16 protein-coding genes are annotated in these 20,691 nt (G+C 46.7%); 9 read left to right on the forward strand and 7 right to left on the reverse strand.

The window, feature by feature from the left end; translation table 11 throughout:
* Nucleotides 1-125: 125 nt before the first annotated feature.
* Nucleotides 126-1,151 (forward strand): family 16 glycoside hydrolase, encoded by a 1,026-nt coding sequence (locus MESINF_RS02100; protein ID WP_169698313.1) that lies wholly within the window; start codon nucleotides 126-128, stop codon nucleotides 1,149-1,151.
* A 194-nt stretch (nucleotides 1,152-1,345) separates the two neighbouring features.
* Nucleotides 1,346-2,419 carry a GGDEF domain-containing protein gene (locus MESINF_RS02105; protein ID WP_169698314.1) on the forward strand — a complete coding sequence of 358 codons (1,074 nt, stop codon included), beginning with the start codon at nucleotides 1,346-1,348 and terminating at the stop codon, nucleotides 2,417-2,419.
* 44 nt (nucleotides 2,420-2,463) lie between these two features.
* Here MESINF_RS02105 and MESINF_RS02110 read toward each other — a convergent pair whose 3' ends face one another.
* The 6 genes from MESINF_RS02110 to MESINF_RS02135 all read right to left on the reverse strand — a co-directional run bounded on the left by MESINF_RS02110 (nucleotide 2,464) and on the right by MESINF_RS02135 (nucleotide 7,644).
* Entirely contained in the window at nucleotides 2,464-3,003 is a 540-nt protein-coding gene (locus MESINF_RS02110; RefSeq protein ID WP_169698315.1) for a flavodoxin family protein, read from the reverse strand.
* A gap of 5 nt (nucleotides 3,004-3,008) precedes the next feature.
* A complete protein-coding gene (locus MESINF_RS02115) occupies nucleotides 3,009-3,551 on the reverse strand; it encodes a flavodoxin domain-containing protein (RefSeq protein WP_231936934.1) in 543 nt (180 codons plus the stop codon).
* A gap of 124 nt (nucleotides 3,552-3,675) precedes the next feature.
* Nucleotides 3,676-4,185 (reverse strand): hypothetical protein, encoded by a 510-nt coding sequence (locus MESINF_RS02120; RefSeq protein WP_169698317.1) that lies wholly within the window; start codon nucleotides 4,183-4,185, stop codon nucleotides 3,676-3,678.
* A gap of 134 nt (nucleotides 4,186-4,319) precedes the next feature.
* Entirely contained in the window at nucleotides 4,320-6,245 is a 1,926-nt protein-coding gene (locus MESINF_RS02125) for a CotH kinase family protein (RefSeq protein WP_169698318.1), read from the reverse strand.
* A 12-nt stretch (nucleotides 6,246-6,257) separates the two neighbouring features.
* Complete coding sequence (locus MESINF_RS02130) at nucleotides 6,258-6,938, reverse strand: DUF4956 domain-containing protein (RefSeq protein WP_169698319.1); 681 nt, start codon at nucleotides 6,936-6,938, stop codon at nucleotides 6,258-6,260.
* 13 nt (nucleotides 6,939-6,951) lie between these two features.
* Nucleotides 6,952-7,644: a polyphosphate polymerase domain-containing protein gene (locus MESINF_RS02135; RefSeq protein WP_169698320.1), complete on the reverse strand. Its 693-nt coding sequence runs from the start codon at nucleotides 7,642-7,644 to the stop codon at nucleotides 6,952-6,954.
* 127 nt (nucleotides 7,645-7,771) lie between these two features.
* Between MESINF_RS02135 and MESINF_RS02140 the strand changes: the two genes are divergently transcribed.
* Both MESINF_RS02140 and MESINF_RS02145 read left to right on the forward strand, forming a co-directional pair.
* Nucleotides 7,772-8,440, forward strand: coding sequence for a response regulator transcription factor (locus MESINF_RS02140; protein ID WP_169698321.1), 669 nt, complete (start codon nucleotides 7,772-7,774; stop codon nucleotides 8,438-8,440).
* Nucleotides 8,437-9,921, forward strand: coding sequence for a HAMP domain-containing sensor histidine kinase (locus MESINF_RS02145; RefSeq protein WP_169698322.1), 1,485 nt, complete (start codon nucleotides 8,437-8,439; stop codon nucleotides 9,919-9,921). The genes MESINF_RS02140 and MESINF_RS02145 overlap by 4 nt, the downstream gene beginning before the upstream one ends.
* Here the strand turns inward: MESINF_RS02145 and MESINF_RS02150 are convergent.
* Nucleotides 9,918-10,850, reverse strand: a complete 933-nt coding sequence (locus tag MESINF_RS02150) for an inorganic phosphate transporter (RefSeq protein WP_169698323.1) — start codon at nucleotides 10,848-10,850, stop codon at nucleotides 9,918-9,920. The two genes, MESINF_RS02145 and MESINF_RS02150, sit on opposite strands and share 4 nt — an antisense overlap.
* A gap of 409 nt (nucleotides 10,851-11,259) precedes the next feature.
* Here MESINF_RS02150 and MESINF_RS02155 point away from each other — a divergent pair, with 409 nt between their 5' ends.
* The 5 genes from MESINF_RS02155 to MESINF_RS02175 all read left to right on the forward strand — a co-directional run bounded on the left by MESINF_RS02155 (nucleotide 11,260) and on the right by MESINF_RS02175 (nucleotide 20,672).
* Entirely contained in the window at nucleotides 11,260-11,766 is a 507-nt protein-coding gene (locus MESINF_RS02155; protein WP_169698324.1) for a zinc ribbon domain-containing protein, read from the forward strand.
* 957 nt (nucleotides 11,767-12,723) lie between these two features.
* Nucleotides 12,724-13,935: a carboxylate--amine ligase gene (locus MESINF_RS02160; RefSeq protein ID WP_169698325.1), complete on the forward strand. Its 1,212-nt coding sequence runs from the start codon at nucleotides 12,724-12,726 to the stop codon at nucleotides 13,933-13,935.
* 417 nt (nucleotides 13,936-14,352) lie between these two features.
* On the forward strand, nucleotides 14,353-14,769 hold the full coding sequence (locus MESINF_RS02165; protein ID WP_169698326.1) for a GNAT family N-acetyltransferase: 417 nt from the start codon (nucleotides 14,353-14,355) through the stop codon (nucleotides 14,767-14,769).
* A 190-nt stretch (nucleotides 14,770-14,959) separates the two neighbouring features.
* Nucleotides 14,960-20,146 carry an SdrD B-like domain-containing protein gene (locus MESINF_RS02170; RefSeq protein WP_169698327.1) on the forward strand — a complete coding sequence of 1,729 codons (5,187 nt, stop codon included), beginning with the start codon at nucleotides 14,960-14,962 and terminating at the stop codon, nucleotides 20,144-20,146.
* Nucleotides 20,147-20,162: 16 nt separating this feature from the next.
* A complete protein-coding gene (locus tag MESINF_RS02175) occupies nucleotides 20,163-20,672 on the forward strand; it encodes a hypothetical protein (RefSeq protein ID WP_169698328.1) in 510 nt (169 codons plus the stop codon).
* Nucleotides 20,673-20,691 lie beyond the last annotated feature (19 nt).

The following is a 20,691-nucleotide window of genomic DNA, read 5'->3' on the forward strand; positions in this document are numbered from 1 at the left end:
TGCTATCGGATGAAAAACTGCCCGCTTTTCTGACTCTTTCTGCAACTCTTTTCGACGGATAGCGTGTTTTGTGGCACGTAGTTGCATAATAATCGCTGAAAAGTAATTTGGCAGGGAGTGTTGTTATGAAAAGAGGTTTTTCACTCGTTGAGCTGTTGATAGTTCTCTCTGTTGTGGTTTCGTTGATCGGAGTTGCAACTCCTCTTGCGCTGAATGCAGTAAAAAAGGCCAGAGCCGCTGCCGTCGCTTCGGATTTTAAGGCTCTCTCAAAATCCCTCAAAACTTCGATCTATCTCGACGAAAGTCTTCCGGCCTCTATCGATAGGCTTGGAAGAAACACGGACAGGGCTTACGGAGTCGCCTGGAGTAAAAATGGGAGCGACTACGAATTCGTTATATTCACCGATAGAGAAGTTGACACAAAAGCTCTCGCTGCGATTCTGCCAGATAGTGGAAAGGGATTTCCTTCTGGCCGGTATGAGTTCCTAGCTGGCGGGTTATCGAATACGGATCTATCCAGCGCTTATTACCGTTTCTCTAGCGATGGAAGTTCTATAAGCGCGAGCGGGGCTTTAGTAGATTATAACTTTTCTTTACTCGAGGGTCTTCCCTTCATATCTTCCCCCCCACCCCACGGGACATGGACTATAGTCGAAGGCGGTCTTTCCTCCCAGACCGGAAAGGGCAAGAGAAACAAGGGAATTCTCGAAAGCGATGAAAGCATGAGAGACTATGAAATAGATGTAGTTCTTCAGTATATAGACCCCGATGTCGATTCAAAAGACGCGAGGGGGTACAAGGTTCTTTTCCGCGCACAGGGAAACAATGCCAACAGCGCTGCCGGTTACTATCTGGATTTCGCCCCGGTTCGTCCAAGATTGGTATTACAGGAATTAAAAAACGGTTACGCAGGGAACGATATAGCCTACGTGGAATTGAAAGAACTCGCCGGATCGAACTGGAAGACTACTTTGAACAATACGGTTCATACCCTGAAGATAGTAGCAAAGGGCTCACAGTTCAAAGTATATTTCAATGGAGTTCATGCCCTTTCCGCCAGCGACTCCACATTTGAAAGCGGAAGAGTCGGACTGGAGACTTATGGAAACGTAAAGGTCATATTCAAGAGCGTTACCATCAGATCTCTATAGAAACCGATGGACCAACCGGATCGATTCCTGTGAAAAAAATTCTGCATAACGATGGTAAAGTATAGGATTACTCTTCTAGGAGAAGTATGGACTCTAGTGCGAGCAAATTAAGAACTTTTATAAACTTGATTAGAAAGGAAAGATCACAGAACAATTCCATAGTCCAAAAAGCTTTGGAGACGAATCTACGCAGGATGTACTATCTAGCCCTGGTAGTTATTCCAATGCATATCGCGTATGTGGTCATGTTCTGGATTACTGAACCTTCCTCTGGCGAAGAAGCTGTTTGGCGAACGGGTATAATAGTAGTCCATTCGATTCATCTGATCGTCAGTCTCGCTTTAGCGATAATTATTTCCAGAGCCAAAAGGCAAAACCATTTATCGAATAAGGCTGTCTTTATTCAGTACGCTTTTATCGTTTCGCTTTCAGCCATGGCGATCTCTCTGGTGACCATCGACCAGCACGTGACTACCAACATAACACCTTTTCTTGTTCTCTGTTTGGGATTGGCAGTTATCTTTCTTTTAAGACCGACGTCAGCTTTCATAATCTTTTCAGTTGTTCTAACGGCTTACCTGCTTTTGATCGGTATTGTCCAGAAGGAACCCGCCATACTTTTGACCAACAGAGTGAACGGTATCACCTTCGTCGTATTCGGAATGTACCTTTCACTAATTTTATGGAATACAACCCGAAAGAATCTCTTCCAGGAAGAGGAGATCAAAAGGCAGCAGAAAGAACTCGAAGAAAAAAACGCAGAACTCCAGCGACTAGCATTTTTCGATACTCTCACCGGTCTTTACAACAGGAGAAAATGGTTTGAATTTGCCGAGGAAGAGAGCCGATTGATCTGTAGATACAATATCAGGAGCAGTGTGGTGCTCATGGATATTGATCACTTCAAAAAAATAAATGACGACTATGGCCATCCTATAGGGGACAAGATTCTGAAGGAAATCGCGGACCTGTTGAAAAAAAACCTCCGTGCCGTGGATAAACTTTGCCGCTGGGGCGGAGAGGAGTTTATTTTTTTGCTTCCCAATACATCCGTCGAAGAGGCTAGAAAAGTTGCCGAAAAACTCCGAACTTTGATCGAGCAGGCCGAGTTTTCAATCGATGGAGAAAGCATAAGAGTAAAAGCGAGTTTCGGGATTGCATCTATAAAATGTGAGGAAAACCCCATAGATAGAGCTTATGAACGCGTTGACAGGGCTCTATATATGGCCAAGCAAGGTGGTCGGAACATAGTCGTGTCCGAAACATGAGCCGATTATTCGACTTGCGGAGATTCTTGGTACATCGCAATCGGTTACAACTTTCTGCCAAGACTATAAGCTTCTTCAAGGGCCCGTTCTCTAATTTCTATGGGATTTTCACTGCATAACCCGAACTTGCAGGCGAACTCCATGGAGAGAAACTCACAGATCTCTCTAAAACTCTTTTCAACTATCTCGGCACCGGAGTTGGGATCCTCTCCACCATAAGTCATAAGAAGGACCATTCTCTTCCCTTTGAATGATTTTTCAAAGTCCATCGCGTAAAGTCTGTCGACAAAGGTTTTCAACTGCGCTGTCATGTTCCACCAGTAGATAGGAGTAGCGAGCACTATGACATCCGCGGCCTCTACTTCTCTATAAAGCTGCTGCATGTCGTCGCTTATGACACACACTTTCGGACCGGTCTTGCAATTGTCGCAGGCCATGCAGGGCTTTATGCTCTTCTCGTGTAGAATCGCGGTATACTCTTCAACACCGCTGTGATTCTCCCTGACTCCCTCCAGAAATCTTTTCAGAACCACAGAGGTGTTTCCCTTGATTCTCGGACTTGCAAGAACTGAAAATACTCTCACTTACATCACTGCCCCTTCTTGATGAATTCTTCGACACTTTCTACCAGTGGCGCTATGCTCTTCCTGTTTACCCAGTTCACCGGCGTGGAGTACGATGCCAGCATGCCTTTCTCGTCGTTCGTGAGGGAGGCTTTTCTCTTCTTTCTGATGAGCTTCTTCCTGAGAAGATACATCAGAAACCTGTCAACTAGATTCAGTCTTTTGTAATCGAAGGCTCCCCTGAAGTGATAATACTCCACTTTTTCCTTCATTTCATCGGCAAAGTTGTTGTTTTTCACCTCTTCGATAACTTCGGGATGGGCAGGAGAAGCACCCACCGAGAAAACGATGACCTTTTTATCCCTGAGCATGTCGAAATTCCTCTTGATCACCGACAAACCGATTATACCCACCGCATAAAGCGCACCACCGAAGACAACTACGTCGTAGTTTCCGAGTCTTTTCATATCGAACGAAGAGATGTCGAAAATATCCGCCCCGGTATCTTCGGCAATCCATCTGGCATATTTTTCGCAGCTCCCGTATTTTGATTTGTATAGCACAACCACTCTCGACAAAGCGATTCCCCCATAAAACAAGATTCTTCAAAGAATTGTACCATCAGTTGAATATCGTGTATCTCCAAGAAGAAAAGGCCCCGTTAAGGGCCTTCACCATTTTATTTCAAATCTATCAGAAGTAAACGTCGAAACCCATCAATACGGGCAGAGGCCAGAAGTACAGAGAGTAATTGAGCCTGTCTGTCATCTTAGTAATGTCGATGATGCTCAGAGCTGGCGATATCTGGGGCATGGAGAATTTCCCTTTGGAAAACGAGTACGTCGAAGAGCCTCGCAATCCAACCGCTACCATGAACTTCCTTCCGAAGAAGGGGAACGACAGATTCTCGATGCCCGTGAAAAGCCTTCCGCTTATTCCAAGTTCAAAACTCGCTCCCCCTGGATCGGAGCTATAGGAGACCGTCGGACCGGCATAAAGCATCATCTGTGTGAAATCCAGCGGACCGACACTCCAGGGGTCGGTTAATTTGAACCCTATGTGGTAATATCCTCTGGCCGAGAAGGTTTGCAGGATGAAGGGAAAATACGCTATCGACCCTCCCATATTGTTGGTGTTGAAAGTATAGCCGAAAGTCGAAACGGCTAGAGCTACGAGAATCAGTAGAAGCAACGCTTTCTTCATTTTTTCACCTCCCGGCCTTAGTATAACATTTCTCTCCTTTCCCGAGCCAGAAACCTTGAAACCTCTTTCCGGTCGCTAAAGTTAGAAACCGTCCTCTTGCCTGGAAAAGTGAAAAAAACGAGTTGTCTCTCAGTCTAGATCTTGCGTTTCAACTTGAGGATCGTAATAGACAGTCCCAGAGCGAGCATCGAGGCGTATATGGTGATGGTTTCGCTCCGGGTCAAATCGTCTGACTCTTCGGGAATTTGTGCAGCTTCTTCCCTCGCCCTGCCTCCGATATTGAAATCGGGCATCTCCGCCGGGGGTTGCATGTTTGGCCTCCCCTCGGCCATGCCACCAGCATCGGCAGGCATTCCTTGAGGAGCTTGCATATCGGGGGGTTGCATATTCTGCACTCTTTCCTCCCTCGCGGCCCCGAACCTCATAGCGTCGGGATTTTGAAAGTTACGGTTCTGAACGACGATGTTTGCCATCTGACTTTCCATTTTCAGAAGTATCCATTCCCTCATTTGAGCGGTAATTTCATGGCCTTTTACCACTGTGATTTCTTCTTCCGTAGAACCGACTGACCCAGTACCCGTCGCCTCGCCAGTCTCACTCGACGCGGTGCTCTCCCATTCTTTTATCAACTGGACGAGCGTTTCCTCGGGAAGCATCTCGAGAGGATCGATATTCTCTGCATTCCTGTTGTTCCTCAAGGGCATCGCGTTAACCGGAGCATTCAAGCCCTCGTTGTCGGCCACGGGAATTCTTGAGAAAGAAATGTTCGCCGTATCAGATCCATCGCTTTTGGAGGGAAGCTCCCCGCTAAGTTGCTTTAAGATCGCTTCTACTCTTACACTGTTGTAGTCGATCAGTCCTGAGCTCCGACCGTCAGTAGAATTGAAGGAGGCCAGGAATTGCTCGTACGAATACAAAGCCGTGGGGTCGTTCTTGACGTACGGATCGATCATCGCAGCGACTTCTTCGACCCGGCTATTGAAGAGTTCATCGTTCAGATAGCCGTCTATTATCCGCCGAAGATATTCATGGTATCTTTCCAGGTACTCTTCATTTGCCAGCAGCCTGTTCACTATCGGAAGTGAAGCCATATTGACGGCCGGAGAATCTATGTAGAAAGTGTCGCCGCTTCCTCTGGCCCCGCCGAATCCCCCGAATCCCCCGAAGGCCATATTGAAGTCCCAGGGTATCATCACGAATCGGCCGTTGTTGTCATAAAGATAGTAGTTGTGGCTCATTCCTCCCAGTATCGAGTCCATGCTCCCGGCGGCCATACAAAGAGCGTAATACTTGAGAAAGGAGTCTATGTCCAGTACTTTTTCAAGCTCCTCGTAGGTACCTTCCTGCAAAACCTTCAACATCTCCACAATTGAGCTTCTGTCGCTAGTTTTCTCGTTGGTTTGAAGGGCAAGACCGGGGTAGCTTTGCGGATCGTCGTCTATGTAAACCAGGTTGGCACCGGTGCCTTCCGGTTTGTAAAGGTCTCCGTAACCGTAAGCAAAGTGATCGCGCACGAAGTTTTCATCAATGTTTTCGACTCCCAGATAAAGCCCGAAGTACTGGCCGTTTATATACAACGCGACGTAAGTCGTCCTCGGAGTTTCTAGACCAAGCATTTCCGAAATCTCGTACGTCAGGTACTCTCTCATGAACGAGGGGTCGGAGAAACCGTTGTTGAGGTTTATCTTGGTTATTCCGAAAAGGTTCTGACCCTTGATATAGTGGTTGAAGTCGAGCTTGAAGCTGTAACGGTTAGAAGTGGAGTTTCTTGCCTGTGCAAGCGAGGAGTTGCCTTTGGGTCTGATCCCGACGTTTTTTATGCGATAGCCGTTGTAAACTACGTTACACATGATGTATTCTTCCATACGCGCCTGATCGAACATATTCTGAAGCTCGGCCTCGTCAACCTCTATATATACATCTATAACTCTGTGGTGAGGGAAAAGAACGGCGTCCGTCGGATTTCTGACAGTCTGCGGATCTCCCTCGAAGGCACCGAAAAAGATCACTGTCAGTAAGCCAAACAATATCAATCCCGACACCTTTAAGAACTTTCTCATACCATCGCCCCGCTAAGCAGCGTAATCACCGTTGTAACTTATAAGAACGGCGTTCGATACGCTGTCGATTGATTTGAGTTCATTGATGAAATCAATTTCCCCGTTTTTGATGCGCAATTCCACAGAAAGTTCGATATTTTCCCCCGTGACCGTTTTCGATTTAATGTTGTACCTTTTGACCTTGTCCTTCAGCTTTTCAAGTATCGCCTTCTCGGCTTCTGAATTTAAGTAGTCCAGCAGAAGTATGTAGGGCGATGTCTGTGACTTGAAGTTGGCGAAAACAAGAAGGATTATGCCGATGATCACCGAGCCCATAACCGCGAGCAGATAAAAAGAGGCGCCCGTGACTATCCCCACGGCAATAGCCCAGAACATGAAGACTATGTCCATCGGGTCTTTAATAGCGGTTCTGAACCTCACGATACTTAGAGCGCCCACCATTCCCAGCGAAAGCACGATGTTGGTCGTCACGGCCATTATTACCAGGGAGGTAACCATGGCTATCATGACCAGCGATACGTTGAAACTCTTGGTGTACATTATTCCCTGGAAGGTCCTCTTATATACCTGAAAGATGAAAATACCGATGAGAAAGGTTATGAGCAGTGTTATCGCCGTATCGGCAGCCGATATCTGCGATGCCGAGAAGTTTTCCAGAAAACTGTTTTTGAATATGTCTTTGAATGTCTCCATGCCTATCCTCCTATTAATACAAATAGTTGTATTTTCTGCCTATTACATATTTGGATGCGCTGCTCCTGAACCTTCCAATACTCTGAACGATGTTTTTTATGTGAGAGGGAAAGAATCCGTCGTACTTGATCTCGAGTATCATGAGATCGCTCCCGGAGCATGTGAAGGAACCGTTCCTGTCGAAGATATCTAGATTGTTGTTGCCCGTCGATAGATTCCTGTCAAAGGTAATTCTCAGGTTGGCCGCTCTGAGACAGTAAGCCTCGCGATTGTAGCGAACCAGTACTTTTGGTTTCAAAGTTCTGGTCTTTATTCCTTCGTAGAAATCTATGAACTCGTACGGTCTTTCCTCCAATAAGAAGGAAGCCCGGCCTTTCATTATCTCTTCGTATTCGTCTCTGTAAATGATACGGCTGACCTTATGAGTCAGGTCTCCGTTTCTGGTCTTCTTTTCCAGCTTGATAACGCTATCGCTGAAGTTGTATATCCGTATCCTGTATTTAGTTCTGTTGTTTGTTCCACTGATTTTCTCGCGGTATGCCGAGTTGTAGATGTCGTCGAAATACAGACTGATTATTTCGTAGTCGCCTTTACCGTTGCCGTTTCGATCGACCTCCATGATGTGCCCGATCTTGCTCTTGATAGAGAGATAATCGAAATAGTTTATATGATACTTGAGTTCGTGCCTTCCCCTGATCTCTTCCATTTGGTTCCTCCATTTTCATTGTCGATCGATTTTAAGTAGCCTGTGTCACAGAATTATCACAGCTGCTCTGTGATCGATTTGTGACATAGCGATACTAGAATAAAGTTATACCGGACAGGGAGGTCGTATGTTGAAAATCCTCTTCGCCGACGATGAAAGAAATATGCGGATACTGGTGTCCGATTTTCTCGAAATGGAAGGCTATAAGGTACTTCTGGCGGTTGATGGCGAGGAAGCTCTCCAGAAGTTTTATGAAAACCCCGATCTATCTCTCATCATTCTGGATATAATGATGCCGCGTATGAGTGGTATAGAAGTTCTCGAAGAAATCAGGGAGAGATGCCATATTCCAGTCATAATGCTCACCGCGAAATCTGCCGAAACCGACGAATTGGAAGGCTTCCAGTGTGGAGCAGACGAATACATATCCAAGCCCTTCAGTCCTAGAATACTCGTGGCCAGAGTGAATACGCTACTCAGGAGGAGTTATCCGATGCAGAAGGAAACGAAGATCGGAGTTCTTCATGTAAAACCTTCCAGTATGGAAGTTTACGTCAACGACAGGAGAATTGTCCTAAGTCGCACCGAGTTCAACCTTCTCAGCTGTTTTGTCGCCAACAGTGGAATAACGCTCACAAGGGACCAGCTCCTAGACAGCGTATGGGGATACGATTACCAGGGTACCGATAGAACAGTCGATACTCACATAAACAGATTGAGATCGAAGTTGCAGGAAGCGAGCGAGTACATAGAAACTATCAGGGGGTACGGTTACAGGTTCGGGGTTCGCCAATGAGCTCAATTCGCAGGAAGCTCTTCTTACAGATTCTTGCAGTTATACTCTTTATCATTTCGACATTGTGGCTCGCAAATACCTTCATGCTTGAACCGTACTATATGAAAACGAAAAAGGATCAGTTGATCAAAGCCAGGAATAGTATCAATTCCTTCGGAGTCTCGGATTATCAGGAAAAAGTCGATTTTCTTGTCGATATGGGCAACGAGCTCAACGCCATGATTCTCATTTTTGATGGTTCGGGCGAGCCGGTCTATACGACGCACATTATTCCACAGGAGCCCGGTGGTTTAATACCCGGGATAGACACCAGAAGGATACCTCCATCCAGGAAACCTCTCGAAACGGTTTACAGCGAAAAAATAGATTCTGGCACTGAAATCGAGCTTACTATAGACAGAATGGGAGAACAGGGGTTTCTAAGCCTGAAATCCAGGCTCGATAACGGCTTCACCCTTCATATGAGTATCCCTGTGTCCTCCATCGAGAGCAGCGTCTCGATCGTAAACGGCTTTCTTCTCGTAGTTGGACTGTTTTCCTCGGCGCTGGCTCTGGTTATAGCCTTCATCATTTCAAGAAGGTTCACGGGTTCCATCCTTCACATGAACAGAATCACCAGAAAGATGAAGGATCTGGATTTCTCCGAAAAGTGTGAAATCAAATCTAAAGACGAGTTTGGACAGCTTGCCAGTAGTATAGACGATCTTTCGGAATCCCTCGATATGACGCTGAAAAAACTCAGCCAGAAGAACGAGGCACTCAAAAAGGAGATAGAACACAAAAAAGTAGTTGAAGAAATGAGAAAGCAGTTCATAACCAACGTCTCTCATGAATTAAAGACACCCCTGTCGCTTATTCAGGGCTATGCCGAAGGATTGGAACTAAACATAGCCTCAAGCGACGAAAAGCGGAACTTCTACTGTGGAGTGATCAAGGAAGAGACGGCGAAAATGGGCAGGCTCGTGAAGGACCTACTCGATCTCTCGATGATGGAAACGGGCAATTTAACACTCTATAAGAGCGAATTCTGCATCGATGAGCTGATAAAAAGGTTGATGGGAAAGTTCGAAAAGGTCTTTCTAAAAAAAGGAATCGAGCCGAAGTATGCAGAGGGTGAAAGAACGTTTGTCTATGCCGATTCTTTCAGGACGGAGCAGATACTAACCAACTACCTGAACAACGCCATTTACCATGTCGATGAAAGAAAGGAAATTTTTGTTAGAAAAGACATTCAAGAGAATTTGGTGATTGTGCGGGTGTTCAACTCAGGCCAGAACATACCCCAGGAAGAAGGCGAGAAGATCTGGACCAGTTTTTATAGAGCCGACAATGCCAGAACAAGGGAAGAGGAGAGGTACGGCATAGGGCTTTCGATAGTCAAGGCCATCTGCGATCTGGATGGCAAAAGTTGTGGGTTTGTGAACCTTCCAGATGGTGTGGAGTTTTTCTTCGAGTTGGAAAGGGTAAAAAACCCGGATTAGTTCAATCCGAAAAAATTAAAGATAGCGAACACTGCAGCCGACACACAGCCTGCGATAAGCGGAGTTTGCAGCCAGCCCAGCAAGATCCTCCGGATCAGGCGGCCGTCGAAGTTTCTCGAACCTCGGGCCAATCCCACACCTACAACGGCCCCGACTATGGCCTGAGATACTGAGACCGGAACTCCTATATAAGCGTAAATGAGAACGGTGAGGCTCTGCGCCAGAATAGCCACGACAGAGGAAAAGGCTTCCAGGGAGACTATCCTCTTGCCCACCGTGTACATGACTTTCTTGCTGAAGATTATCGCGCCCGCAGCGATGCTCAACCCTCCTATTAGTGCGGCTTCGTCGACCGATATGCTTCCAACGAAAGTACCGGTAATATTAGCCACGTTGTTGGCTCCCAGAGCAAAGGAACCGAGAATTCCAATCAAGATGGCGAGAACCTTGAGCGTTATATCCTGAACCACTATTGATCTTATCCTGCGAAAGAACCTAGCTACAATACCGTAAAGCACGTATCCGAGCAGGGCTGCGCCCAGAGGAGTGGTTATCCAGCAAATAAAGATCTTCATAACCACGAACCAGTCGATGTTTCCATTGAGAAGACCGATACCCATGATCGCGCCCACTACGGCCTGAGAGGAGGAAACAGGCAGACCGAATTGATTCAGGATTATCACAGACAAACCCGCAGCGGCCGACACGATCGCCGCCGTAACGAGAGTCTGGCTGCTCAAACTCGCAAGAGTTTCCAGTCCGTTCCTGCCGCCGATCATCGCCCCGGCGATTATCGAAAAACTCGCGGTTATCGCCGCGAACCTGTAATTAAGGAGCCCGTTGGTAACAGTTGTTCCGTATATGTTGGCTGCGTCGTTTCTTCCGAGGGCCCAGCCGAAGAAAACCGCAGGCAAAAAGGTTAAAATCAACTCTATCCCTTCATCCAAAGTAATGAATAGTATTATAGCACCACGCTAATAATTATGGGAAATCCTTTAATAGAACAAAAAACGCTCCAGAAACCCGCCGTTAGCGTGAGTACTTCTGCGTGAATCATTCGGTCCGCCTTTTTGCCGTGACCACCGGATCAGGCTTCATGAAACGTCTATGCTAATAATTCCAGTTTCCGGCGTTATTTATAGAGGATTATTAAAACCGCTATTACACTAAAAAACAGAGCGAGAAGCAAAAAAACAGTCGATGTATCCACAACTCTCCCTCCAGTATTCTGTAAAACAATTGTACAACTTTACAAACCGAATTCAGAGGCTCTCTTCTGCAGGGTAGCTCCGAATAGAGGCATCTATTGTAGAATCAAAATGAAAGGACGGTGGTATTATGTACAACCGCTTGGAGGATTCAACAAGAATAATCATAGGAATAATAGGAGGAATAATCTACGCGGTCGGCGTTGGATTGATAATATTCAGTTTCGCCAGTTTCTTTCTAGCGCCGGCAATCGGAATGGTCTTCACAAGTATGTTCACTCTTGTGATCCTCGGAATTGTCGCCTCCTCTATAGGGAGAGCCCTGGTCGGAATGGCCAGAACGAGGAAATACAGCGGACCTCTGGATGACCAGAGATCTCTGCGAAGAGAGGTTCAAGAAGATATGACTTACAACTACACCTTTGTATCCGATAGAGAAGCAAAAACCGAGAGAAAGAAGTCTCAGAGTTACTCCAGATGTCCCGAATGCGATGCGGAGAACGACGACAGAGCCTCTACCTGTCAGAACTGTGGAGCTTCTCTGGTGGGTTATAAAAAGTGCTCGCTCTGTTATAAACTGAACGAAATGGACAAAAGGTTCTGCTCCAACTGCGGCCACGATTTCAATCTCGATTAATATTGTTGCGCGGAAGAGCCGTCCTTCGTCAGTCGTCTCGGAGCATGGACCCGTCCTTGAAGAGAGTGAAAGAGCAGTTCCTCGTTCCGACGCTCAGCGTCCAGGTTCCGTTCTTCGAACCGGAGGTGAGAGGTAAGAGGCGGGAGGTGTGAAAAGCGTGAAGGTCTTGATCTTCTTACCTCTAACCTCATACCTCTCATCTCGGCTCCTGCTCCTGCCTTCCCGTCATGCCGACACGCTTGACGTCATTCTGAGCTTGACTCAGAATCTGCTCTTTCAACGGTAAGGAACGAGATCCCGTATAGGAACACTACGGGATGACAGAATGGGGGCACTACGGGATGACAGTATAGGATCATCACGGGATGACCCTGAATAGGATCCCTGAATAGGAACATTTCAGGGCAGGCTCATCAGGGCAGGCTCTCTCTTCCAGTTATGCCGGACCCCGATCCGGCATCCTGCTCTTACCCTCATTATCCACAACCCATTAATCACCGCTCATCACGGCTTTTAAGAGGGTTATCGTGTAAATTTTCCTTGAGATCATCCTGAGAACAAAAAAAGGATTCCTGACTGGCGCCAGGAATCGAAGGGGGAATTGCTACGAAACGAGGAGTTGTCCGGATTGCGGCTAACTTAATCTCCTTTTTATCGGGTCCCTATCATATTTGTATGTCAAAAGTTAACCAGCAACCTTGCAGATATATTATACTATTAATTCTTGAAAAGTCAAATATCTTCATTTATGTAAATTAATGTGTAAATTGTATATGCAATACTGCTCAATCATTTTCTTTCCATATCTCAAAATCGACCAATGAAGCATTGATCCAAGTTCGCAATTTATTCCATTTCCGCTCGAGATGATATAATTAAATTTAGGATCGTTACACAAGTCGGATGTTGATATGTTAACAGATTTCCGTTCTCCATAATTTTTTTCGGGGGTGTTCGATGAGAGTACTGGTTACAGGTGCCAGGATGTGGTATGCGCTCAACAGCATACGGCTTTTGGCCAGACAGGGTCATGAGGTCTTCGCTGCCGACAGCGGCAAGGTCAGCGGTGGTCTGTATTCGAGATATTTGAAAGGTAAATTCATATATCCTCCCGTTAGCGAGAAGAGCGACGAATTCATAGAGTGTCTTCTCAAAAAAATAGAAGAATTGAAGATAGACGTACTTTTCCCCACCTTCGAAGAAGGCTTCGTTATAAGCAGATTCATGTACAGGTTCGAGGGGCGTGTCAGGGTTATCGTGCCCAGGCATGATCATATACAGGTTTTGCACGATAAGTGGACAATGACTCAACTGGCCTCCTCTCTCTCGATCCCTGTCCCCGTTACAACACTTCTAAAGGACTTCGATACTGCCAGGATGAACTTCCCGCTTATCGTGAAGCCACGCGACCAGAGGTCGGCCGAAGGGATCGTAAAAGTCCAAACGCTTTCTCAATTGAAAAAGCTTTCCGCCACTCTGGACGGCACAAAAACGCTGGCCCAGGAATGGAAAACTCCCCACCAGATATGCACGACAGGGCTGGCTTTCAACGGCAAATTGAAGGGAAACGTTATCTATCACAACATAAGGGAGTATCCGGAGTCCGGCGGGGTTGGAACCTGCAGAGTATCGATGAAATGCGAAAAAGTGGAGTCGTACGTTTCCAGGATAGTGGAAGCCCTGGGATACTCGGGATTCATTTCGATGGATTTCCTCTACGACCGGAACGAAGATGAGTACTATCTCGTCGATGTCAACCCCAGAATGAGTCCTGGGCTTCTGGTTGCGCACACCTCGGGGATTGATTTCGTCAGAGGTTATATGGACATGGTCGATGGCGGCGATATAAAAAGCTTCGGCGGGGTTGTTCCGGGCAGGGGAACGTACACTACTGCCATGGAGATCGGCTGGTACTTCAGCACTCTGTTCAAGGGAAAGTTCAGGAACCTGAAGGGTTTCTTCAAGAGCAGAAAAGGGTTGAAGGACGACACCTGGGACATAAGGGACCCCATCCCCTTTTTCATCGTACTCTTTGCGATGGCTTATACGGCTGTCTTCGGTCCGTTTATGGGAGGACAGACTAAAGGTTTCTCGCTTGGCGCAACTTACGATTCCGAGAAGTTCTCAGTAGAAAAGGCCGAATCCGAGAAAAACAGAGAAGTCGGTTAATTATAAGTCGGTTGTTTAATAAAAAGCGCTGTCCTTTCAAGGACAGCGAAGCGGTCTGAGGGTTAACTCATGTATAATTATACCATATCCGACAGTATCGATGTCAAGCTTTATCAAGTTGTCAAGTAGAGTCTCATAGAGAAAAACGCCCCGAAATATCTTTCGCACAGGGATGGAATACATTAGATGTAATAGCCAAACTTATAAATCGATTAAAGGTCCAAACAATCGATCAAGTTTCACAGAAGCCGGTATGCAGTCCTTCCGGAACTTTCAGCGATACAGGTTCTTCCACCGGCCCTGCAAAGTCGTCACTTGTTTCTGGTACGCACGAAGAGAAGAGTATTGGCAGTTCTCTACGGAGCGTTTTCTATAAAATTTTATAGATTGAAATCCTGTGTATTTGGGAGGAAATATATGGAATGGTTCAGGGAAGAATACTCGGTGAGCGATAAAACGGAAAAAGTTCAGCGGAAAGTCGTGAATGACTATATAATCAACCGATCCTACTGGGGAAAAGGAAGAACCTGCGAACAGATGAATAGGGCCATGAACAACTCAATTTGTTTCAGTCTTTTCAAGCGAGAGGAACAGATAGGATTCGCAAGGGTTATAACCGACTATGCGCTCATCTTTTACCTGGCCGATGTCTTCGTTCTCGAGGAGCATAGAAGAAAGGGATTGGGCAGGTGGCTTATCGAATGTGTTCTCGATTACCCACCGATCAAAAATATCAAGGGAATGCTTAACACTAAAGATGCACACAGTCTTTACGAAAAGTATGGGTTCAAAATACTGGATGACCCTCGAAGCACAATGATTAGAAGACCGTGAAAGAGACAATGTCTAGAAGTAAATCTCATTAGATAATTACTAGTATCGTGGAGATTTATTATGCTAATATTGCTATAATATAATAAAATACATGCCGTACAAAAGTTTAGATATATCAATACATTCACATGCTTATTTACGTTCTCCGTTCACTTTCGGATACTGAGCGATAAGGGTGGGAGGGTGTTTTATGCGCTTAAGATTTCTCTTTATCGTTCTGTTTTTGTTATCTGGAGCTGTTAGTTTAATAGCTTTGCAGAATTATGTAGATCCCGCAGGTTATCCGGCTCCCTGGCCGGATAATCCGAGCCTCCCACTCGCTTCTTACGAGTTCAACAGTCTTAACGACCTTATAGATTACTACCCCACCAATTACTGGAATGTAGCCGGCGGTATTCTATCGCTTACCGGTTCTGGCGAGCGCAGAGCGATACTGGATGGTGATGAAGGCTGGGACGATTACGTTGTGAGGAGCTTTGGCAGAATCACCGGCGGGATTCAGTCCGGCGGTTCCGGTTATGCGATATATGTCAGGGTTACAGGTACTGCCAGGAACATAAACGCCTACGCTTTTCAGGTCGATCCAGGACTCGGAAATAGATTTGCATTGAGAAAGGTCACAGATGGTAGAGAGTCCGGTGTTCTGGTCTGGGGAGCCCCGGCCGCAGATTTCGACTGGTTGGAATGGCATGAAGTAACCATAGTGGCAAGGGAAAATTCATTCACTATGTATGTCGATGGAATTGAGGTTTTAAGATACACCGACAATGACAACCCTTTCATGAACGGTAGAGTCGGTCTCAGGTCCTGGGGACCAACACAGGTCGAATTTGACTATGTTCGAGTGAATGAAAGCGGTTCGGCAACTAGCGAGTGGATCCCGTACACTTATTCGAGAGGACCGATCTACGATGCTTCAGGCAACAGCGACAACTCCAATGGTGGAACCAGTCCCAGGCAGGAAGGAGATTTTGTCAGTTCTCAGAATTTGCCTTCGATACAGTTCTTCGCCGACTGCGACAATCTCATGTTCAGAATGGTGCTTGCCAGTAACCCTCTACAACTAACCGGTTCAGGGGCTCCCTATAAATCTTCTACATGGAATATACTAATAGATATTGACGGCGACGGTTATAGAGACTTCGCAATTGAACTCGACGGAACCGATCAAGGAGTTGCACCTGACGATATCAAGGTGTTTTATAGTACTGGCAAGAATCAGCTTTTGCCCGACAGTGATCTTATATGGAAACAGGATAGTGCAAAACACTTGACCAGCCCGACTAATGCCGATGGTGAACCTGGTAGACCAGCAGACTGGGACCGCGACCCCTCGCCTTTGGTACGGGATTTTGGAAGAACCAGAGTTATCGAGTACGTTGATCCCTCGCTAGGTACTGTTTATCTTCTGGATATCCAGGTGCCACTGGCAGCTCTAGACGCTACTTCCAGAGGCGGCCCGAAACTCACTACCGACGATATCTTTCAGCTTGCGTTCACTACCAGCTCGAACACAAACAATCCAATACAGAAGGATCTCGCCTTTCAAGGGACTTATAGTATGGCTCTTAACAAGCCTATCCCCTTTGGAGACCTTGTGAATTCATGTGGACATATTTCGCAGATTCCTCTGACATCGAGTATCAGCGTTTCCGGTTGCGGTCCTTCCATGATCGAGGCTTTTGTGCTCGACTCGCATACCGCCGTCTCAGGAGTAATACGTTCGACGGTAACAAGCGTTAAGTTCTACTATTATTTTGACTATAACGGTAATGGAGTTGCCGACGACGGGTTCGAGTGGGTCTTGATCGGAGACGCAACGGCCGTGGACCAGTTCAACCCCTGGAGGTTCCAGTGGAATAATTCTCAGGTGCCTCAGGGAGACTACATAATTAAGGCAGTAGTGAGAGACAATCAAGGCAACACAATGGACTCCTATGTGCAGTACAATAGCGGCGAACTCAGAAAAGTAGCACTCTTGGAAAATACTTGTAGCAGTATCTCGCTGACAGTCTCCGGAAAAGCCTTTGAAGACCGAGGAGACAATGGTGGGCCTTTTGTTTCGGGTGTCGATCTGCCAAAGACTAACGTTAGGGTGAGAATTTACAGAGAGGCCGACGGTAACGATGTGATCAGTAACGGCGACGTGTTTGTCGCAGAGACTAATACCGATGCCAATGGCAACTACTCTTTCGGACCTTTGCCTCAATATAGATACTACGTCGTTGTGGATTCGAAGAGCGTCGCTCCGACAGCACTCAATCCCGGATTTCCACCTGCGACTCCCTGGGCCGAACAGACCTTCAAACGCGAGTTCGTGAACGGCGCTTACTACGATGTTCAGGCCTTCGGCGGCATAAACCCGGAGGTCTCAGATAATTTCGCGACCGGAAGCACCGCGGTCAGCGCCAGTAACTTCCAGCATCTCTCGGTAGTGGATCTCTCTGATGGCACACAGACAGTAACGGGAATCGATCATGGCTTCTCGTTCAACGTGATTGTCAACACAAACGATACGGGAGATAACGGCTTCAGAGTTGCCGGCAATCAGGGAACGCTGCGGCAGTTTGTGCTGAACTCAAATTCAATTGCCGGAGCCAATGCGGCGAGATTCGTCATGCAGACCTCTCAAAATTCATCTTCAGGTAGCAATAGTTGGTGGACAATACAGCCTATGTCAGCCTTACCGGACATTACCGACATCCAGACAACTATTGACGGTACTGTATACACTGTGCAGGGGAACATCATAAACAGTAACGGCTCAAACTTTGGGGGCGGTCTTGCCGGAGTCGATAAAATTGCCATACCCCCACTCAACGGCAAAGAGATCGAGATAGACTCTAACGGTCTAGAGTATGTCCTGAGAACTTCGGCAACCGCGCAAGGCTTCTCGTTGAAGAACATCGCTTTCTTTAACGGTGGTGGCACTATCGGCGACGTTACCGCCCCGGTAGTCATCAACGGCCAGAACTTCAATCTTGATAATATTGTGAGCGGGGCAAGAGCCGATGGATCTAGACCTGAAGATAGCAGTCTAAACAGAAGATACGGTCTGGTTATCAACGCGAGCGGAACTCTAAAAGACTCGTATATCGCTTACAACGGCTCCGGTCTTCTGCTGACTGGAAATACCATAGATGTAAACAGGATAATTGTACTGGACAACGGCATCGGTCCTTCGGGAACCGACGGAAATGGCGTTTCGATAGTCTCTCCGGCGATTTCAGTTACTTTAAGGAACTCTATCGTAGAATCGAATGGCGGAAGCCACGCCGGCGTGACTCACGGAAACGGTGTCTATACACAGGGAGACAAACTGACGCTTCTGGAGAATACAACGATCGTCGATTCAACCGCTTCGGCCATATCGCTCAACGAATCTGTGGGAGCAGTTATAAGAAAGTCAATCGTCAACGGCTCTCTTAGCGGCCCCGGTATAAGAGTTAGCAGCGATTCAAGTTACGGCGACTTTTCGCTAAACTCTTTTGGTGATAATCGCGGTCTTGCGATTGATCTTCTCAGATCACCATCTTCAGACATAATTGAGGGTGTGAATCCCAACGACGGGCTTCTCAATGCAAACTATGGCAATATGGGAGTCGATCACCCTGTAATAGCTCTGGCAACGCGAAGCGGGAGCGCTCTGTCTATTCAGGGATTTGTCGGTCAGAACACTCCCAGCGCAGTCTTTGCCGGTTCTGTCGTTGAAATATACTCTGCAAGAGCAGGGGACGGAGACTCTTATTCGGGAGAGGACTACGGTGAAGGAATAAAGTATATCGGGTCACTCATAGTAGATTCTCAGGGAAACTTCGAGGGCAATGTCTCCCCTGTCTCCGAGGACACAAAGGTCATAACAGCTATAACCCGTTACGAAAGCTTCAGTAACGTTCTCGGCATTCCTGCTTACGCCACTTCCGAGTTCGGTCCGAATAAATCAGTTGGTTCGGGTCTGAAGATCAGCGGTTACGTCTATGAAGATCTCAATTTCAACAGGACCCGCGACTATGCCGAACCCGGTATTGCGGGAGTCAGGCTGAAGCTCTGGAAGTTTGATGGAAGCGGCTGGACTTTCCAGTCTTACACTCAGACGGACAATGAAGGTTTTTATAGCTTCGATGTTTCACAGGGAACTTACAGAGTTGTGGAAGACGCCCAGAATCTCTTCAATTCATCAACTGAAGGATCTGATCCTGTTGGATACATATCCACGACTCCGAACTGGGTTGAAGTGATAGTAGATACAGTAAACAAAACGGCCGATTTCGGTGATTTCAGAGGTTTTATTGTGAAAGGCTTTATCTTCGATGACTCCGGTGCAGGCGTCATCTCTCAGGCCAATAATGCTACAAGAGATCCGGGAGAGGCGCAAATACCGGGAGTGCTGGTTACACTGACAAACGGGTCGGATAAATATACAAGATACACAGACCAGGACGGTCTTTACAGATTCTTCGTCTCCGGAGATCCTGTCTATCCAATTGTAATAAGAGAGACGGATCTTCCGGCGTATACATCAACGGGCGACCATGATAGCGGCGGGTCTGCCCCTCTTGATGAGAGGAATACTATAACGATAAATTCAAATGTTGATTCTTTTGCCTTCTACAATTTCGCAGATGTGAAGAGATTGCTCATCGAAGGTATAAACACCGTTTCGGGACTTCCGGGAAATACCGTTAACCTCGATCATTCTCTGCTCGTTGCAACTTATGGTAGCGTTTCTCTGGAGACCATTTCATCTCAAGGCTTCGGTATAGCTGTTTATGAACTCGATTCGGCAGGGAATGTGCTGGGCCTGTGGGATAGTAATATCGCAAGGTCTCCGGCAAGGTATTATTTCAGATTGACAGTCAACATACCTACAGAAGCCATCAGCGGCACATTCGATACGATAATAGTCAGAGCAGTACAAGACTGGTCTAATTCTGTGGGAAGCGATCGTGCCGAGACTTACGATACAATTACCGTTGGAGCCGAGGGCCTGTCGCTACGCAAAGAGACCCGCAATTTCTCGATCTCGGGTGACTGGGGATTGTCATCTGAAGGAAAGCCCGGGGAGATAATCGAGTACCGGATCTCATTTGCCAACAATGGAACTCTTTCGATTCCTTCTGTTGTGATAACCGATCCTCTGGATAGAGATTTGCAGTTACTTCAGAGCAGTTATTCGATGGGCAGCTCTCACGGTAACGTGATTCTCTCTGTCGATGGCAGCGAGCGTCTGCTGGTCGCCGAAGACGGTGGCGACTTAAATCTCGATTGGGCCTTCTGCGAGGGGGGAGTTCTGACGGTTAATATCACAAAGATAATCGGTGCGTTGCAGCCAGGCTCCTCTGGCTGGCTGATATTCAAGACGAGACTTAGAAGATAATCGGGAGGGAATATAGATGAAGAAGTGTTTCCTTACTATCGTTTTTCTTTCAGCACTCTTTTTACTTGGATTTGCCAACGAGGAACCTATAAAGGTCAGCATCGAAAGTTATAAGGTCTGGGATTCTCAGAGCGCGACGGAGACATACGAAGAACTCGACGAAGTCTTTCCGGGTGATGAGATTCTTTATGTACTCACATATGAGAACTTATCGGAATCAACAATCGAAGGTCTCCAGATGATCGCGTTGATCCCCGAAGGCACTTTCTATATAAGGGGAAGCGCAACGGGAGAGAGGCGTGAACATCTGGACTGGGAGAGTCGCGAAGTTGAGCTCTACTTCAGTTTCGATGGAGGAGAGACTTTCGGAAAACCACCGCTATTCACTGAAGAAGTGAGAGGGGGGATGGCAGTAAGGAGATTAGTAAATCCTACGGCTTATACAAACATAATGTGGGTCTATGAAAGACAGTTTAAACCCTCAGATATATTGAAAGTGCTTTACAGAGTTAAGGTATCCAATTAAAACACACAGGAGGTGAGTC

Source organism: Mesotoga infera, assembly GCF_900157305.1.
In the GTDB taxonomy this organism is placed as follows: Bacteria; Thermotogota; Thermotogae; order Petrotogales; family Kosmotogaceae; genus Mesotoga; species Mesotoga infera.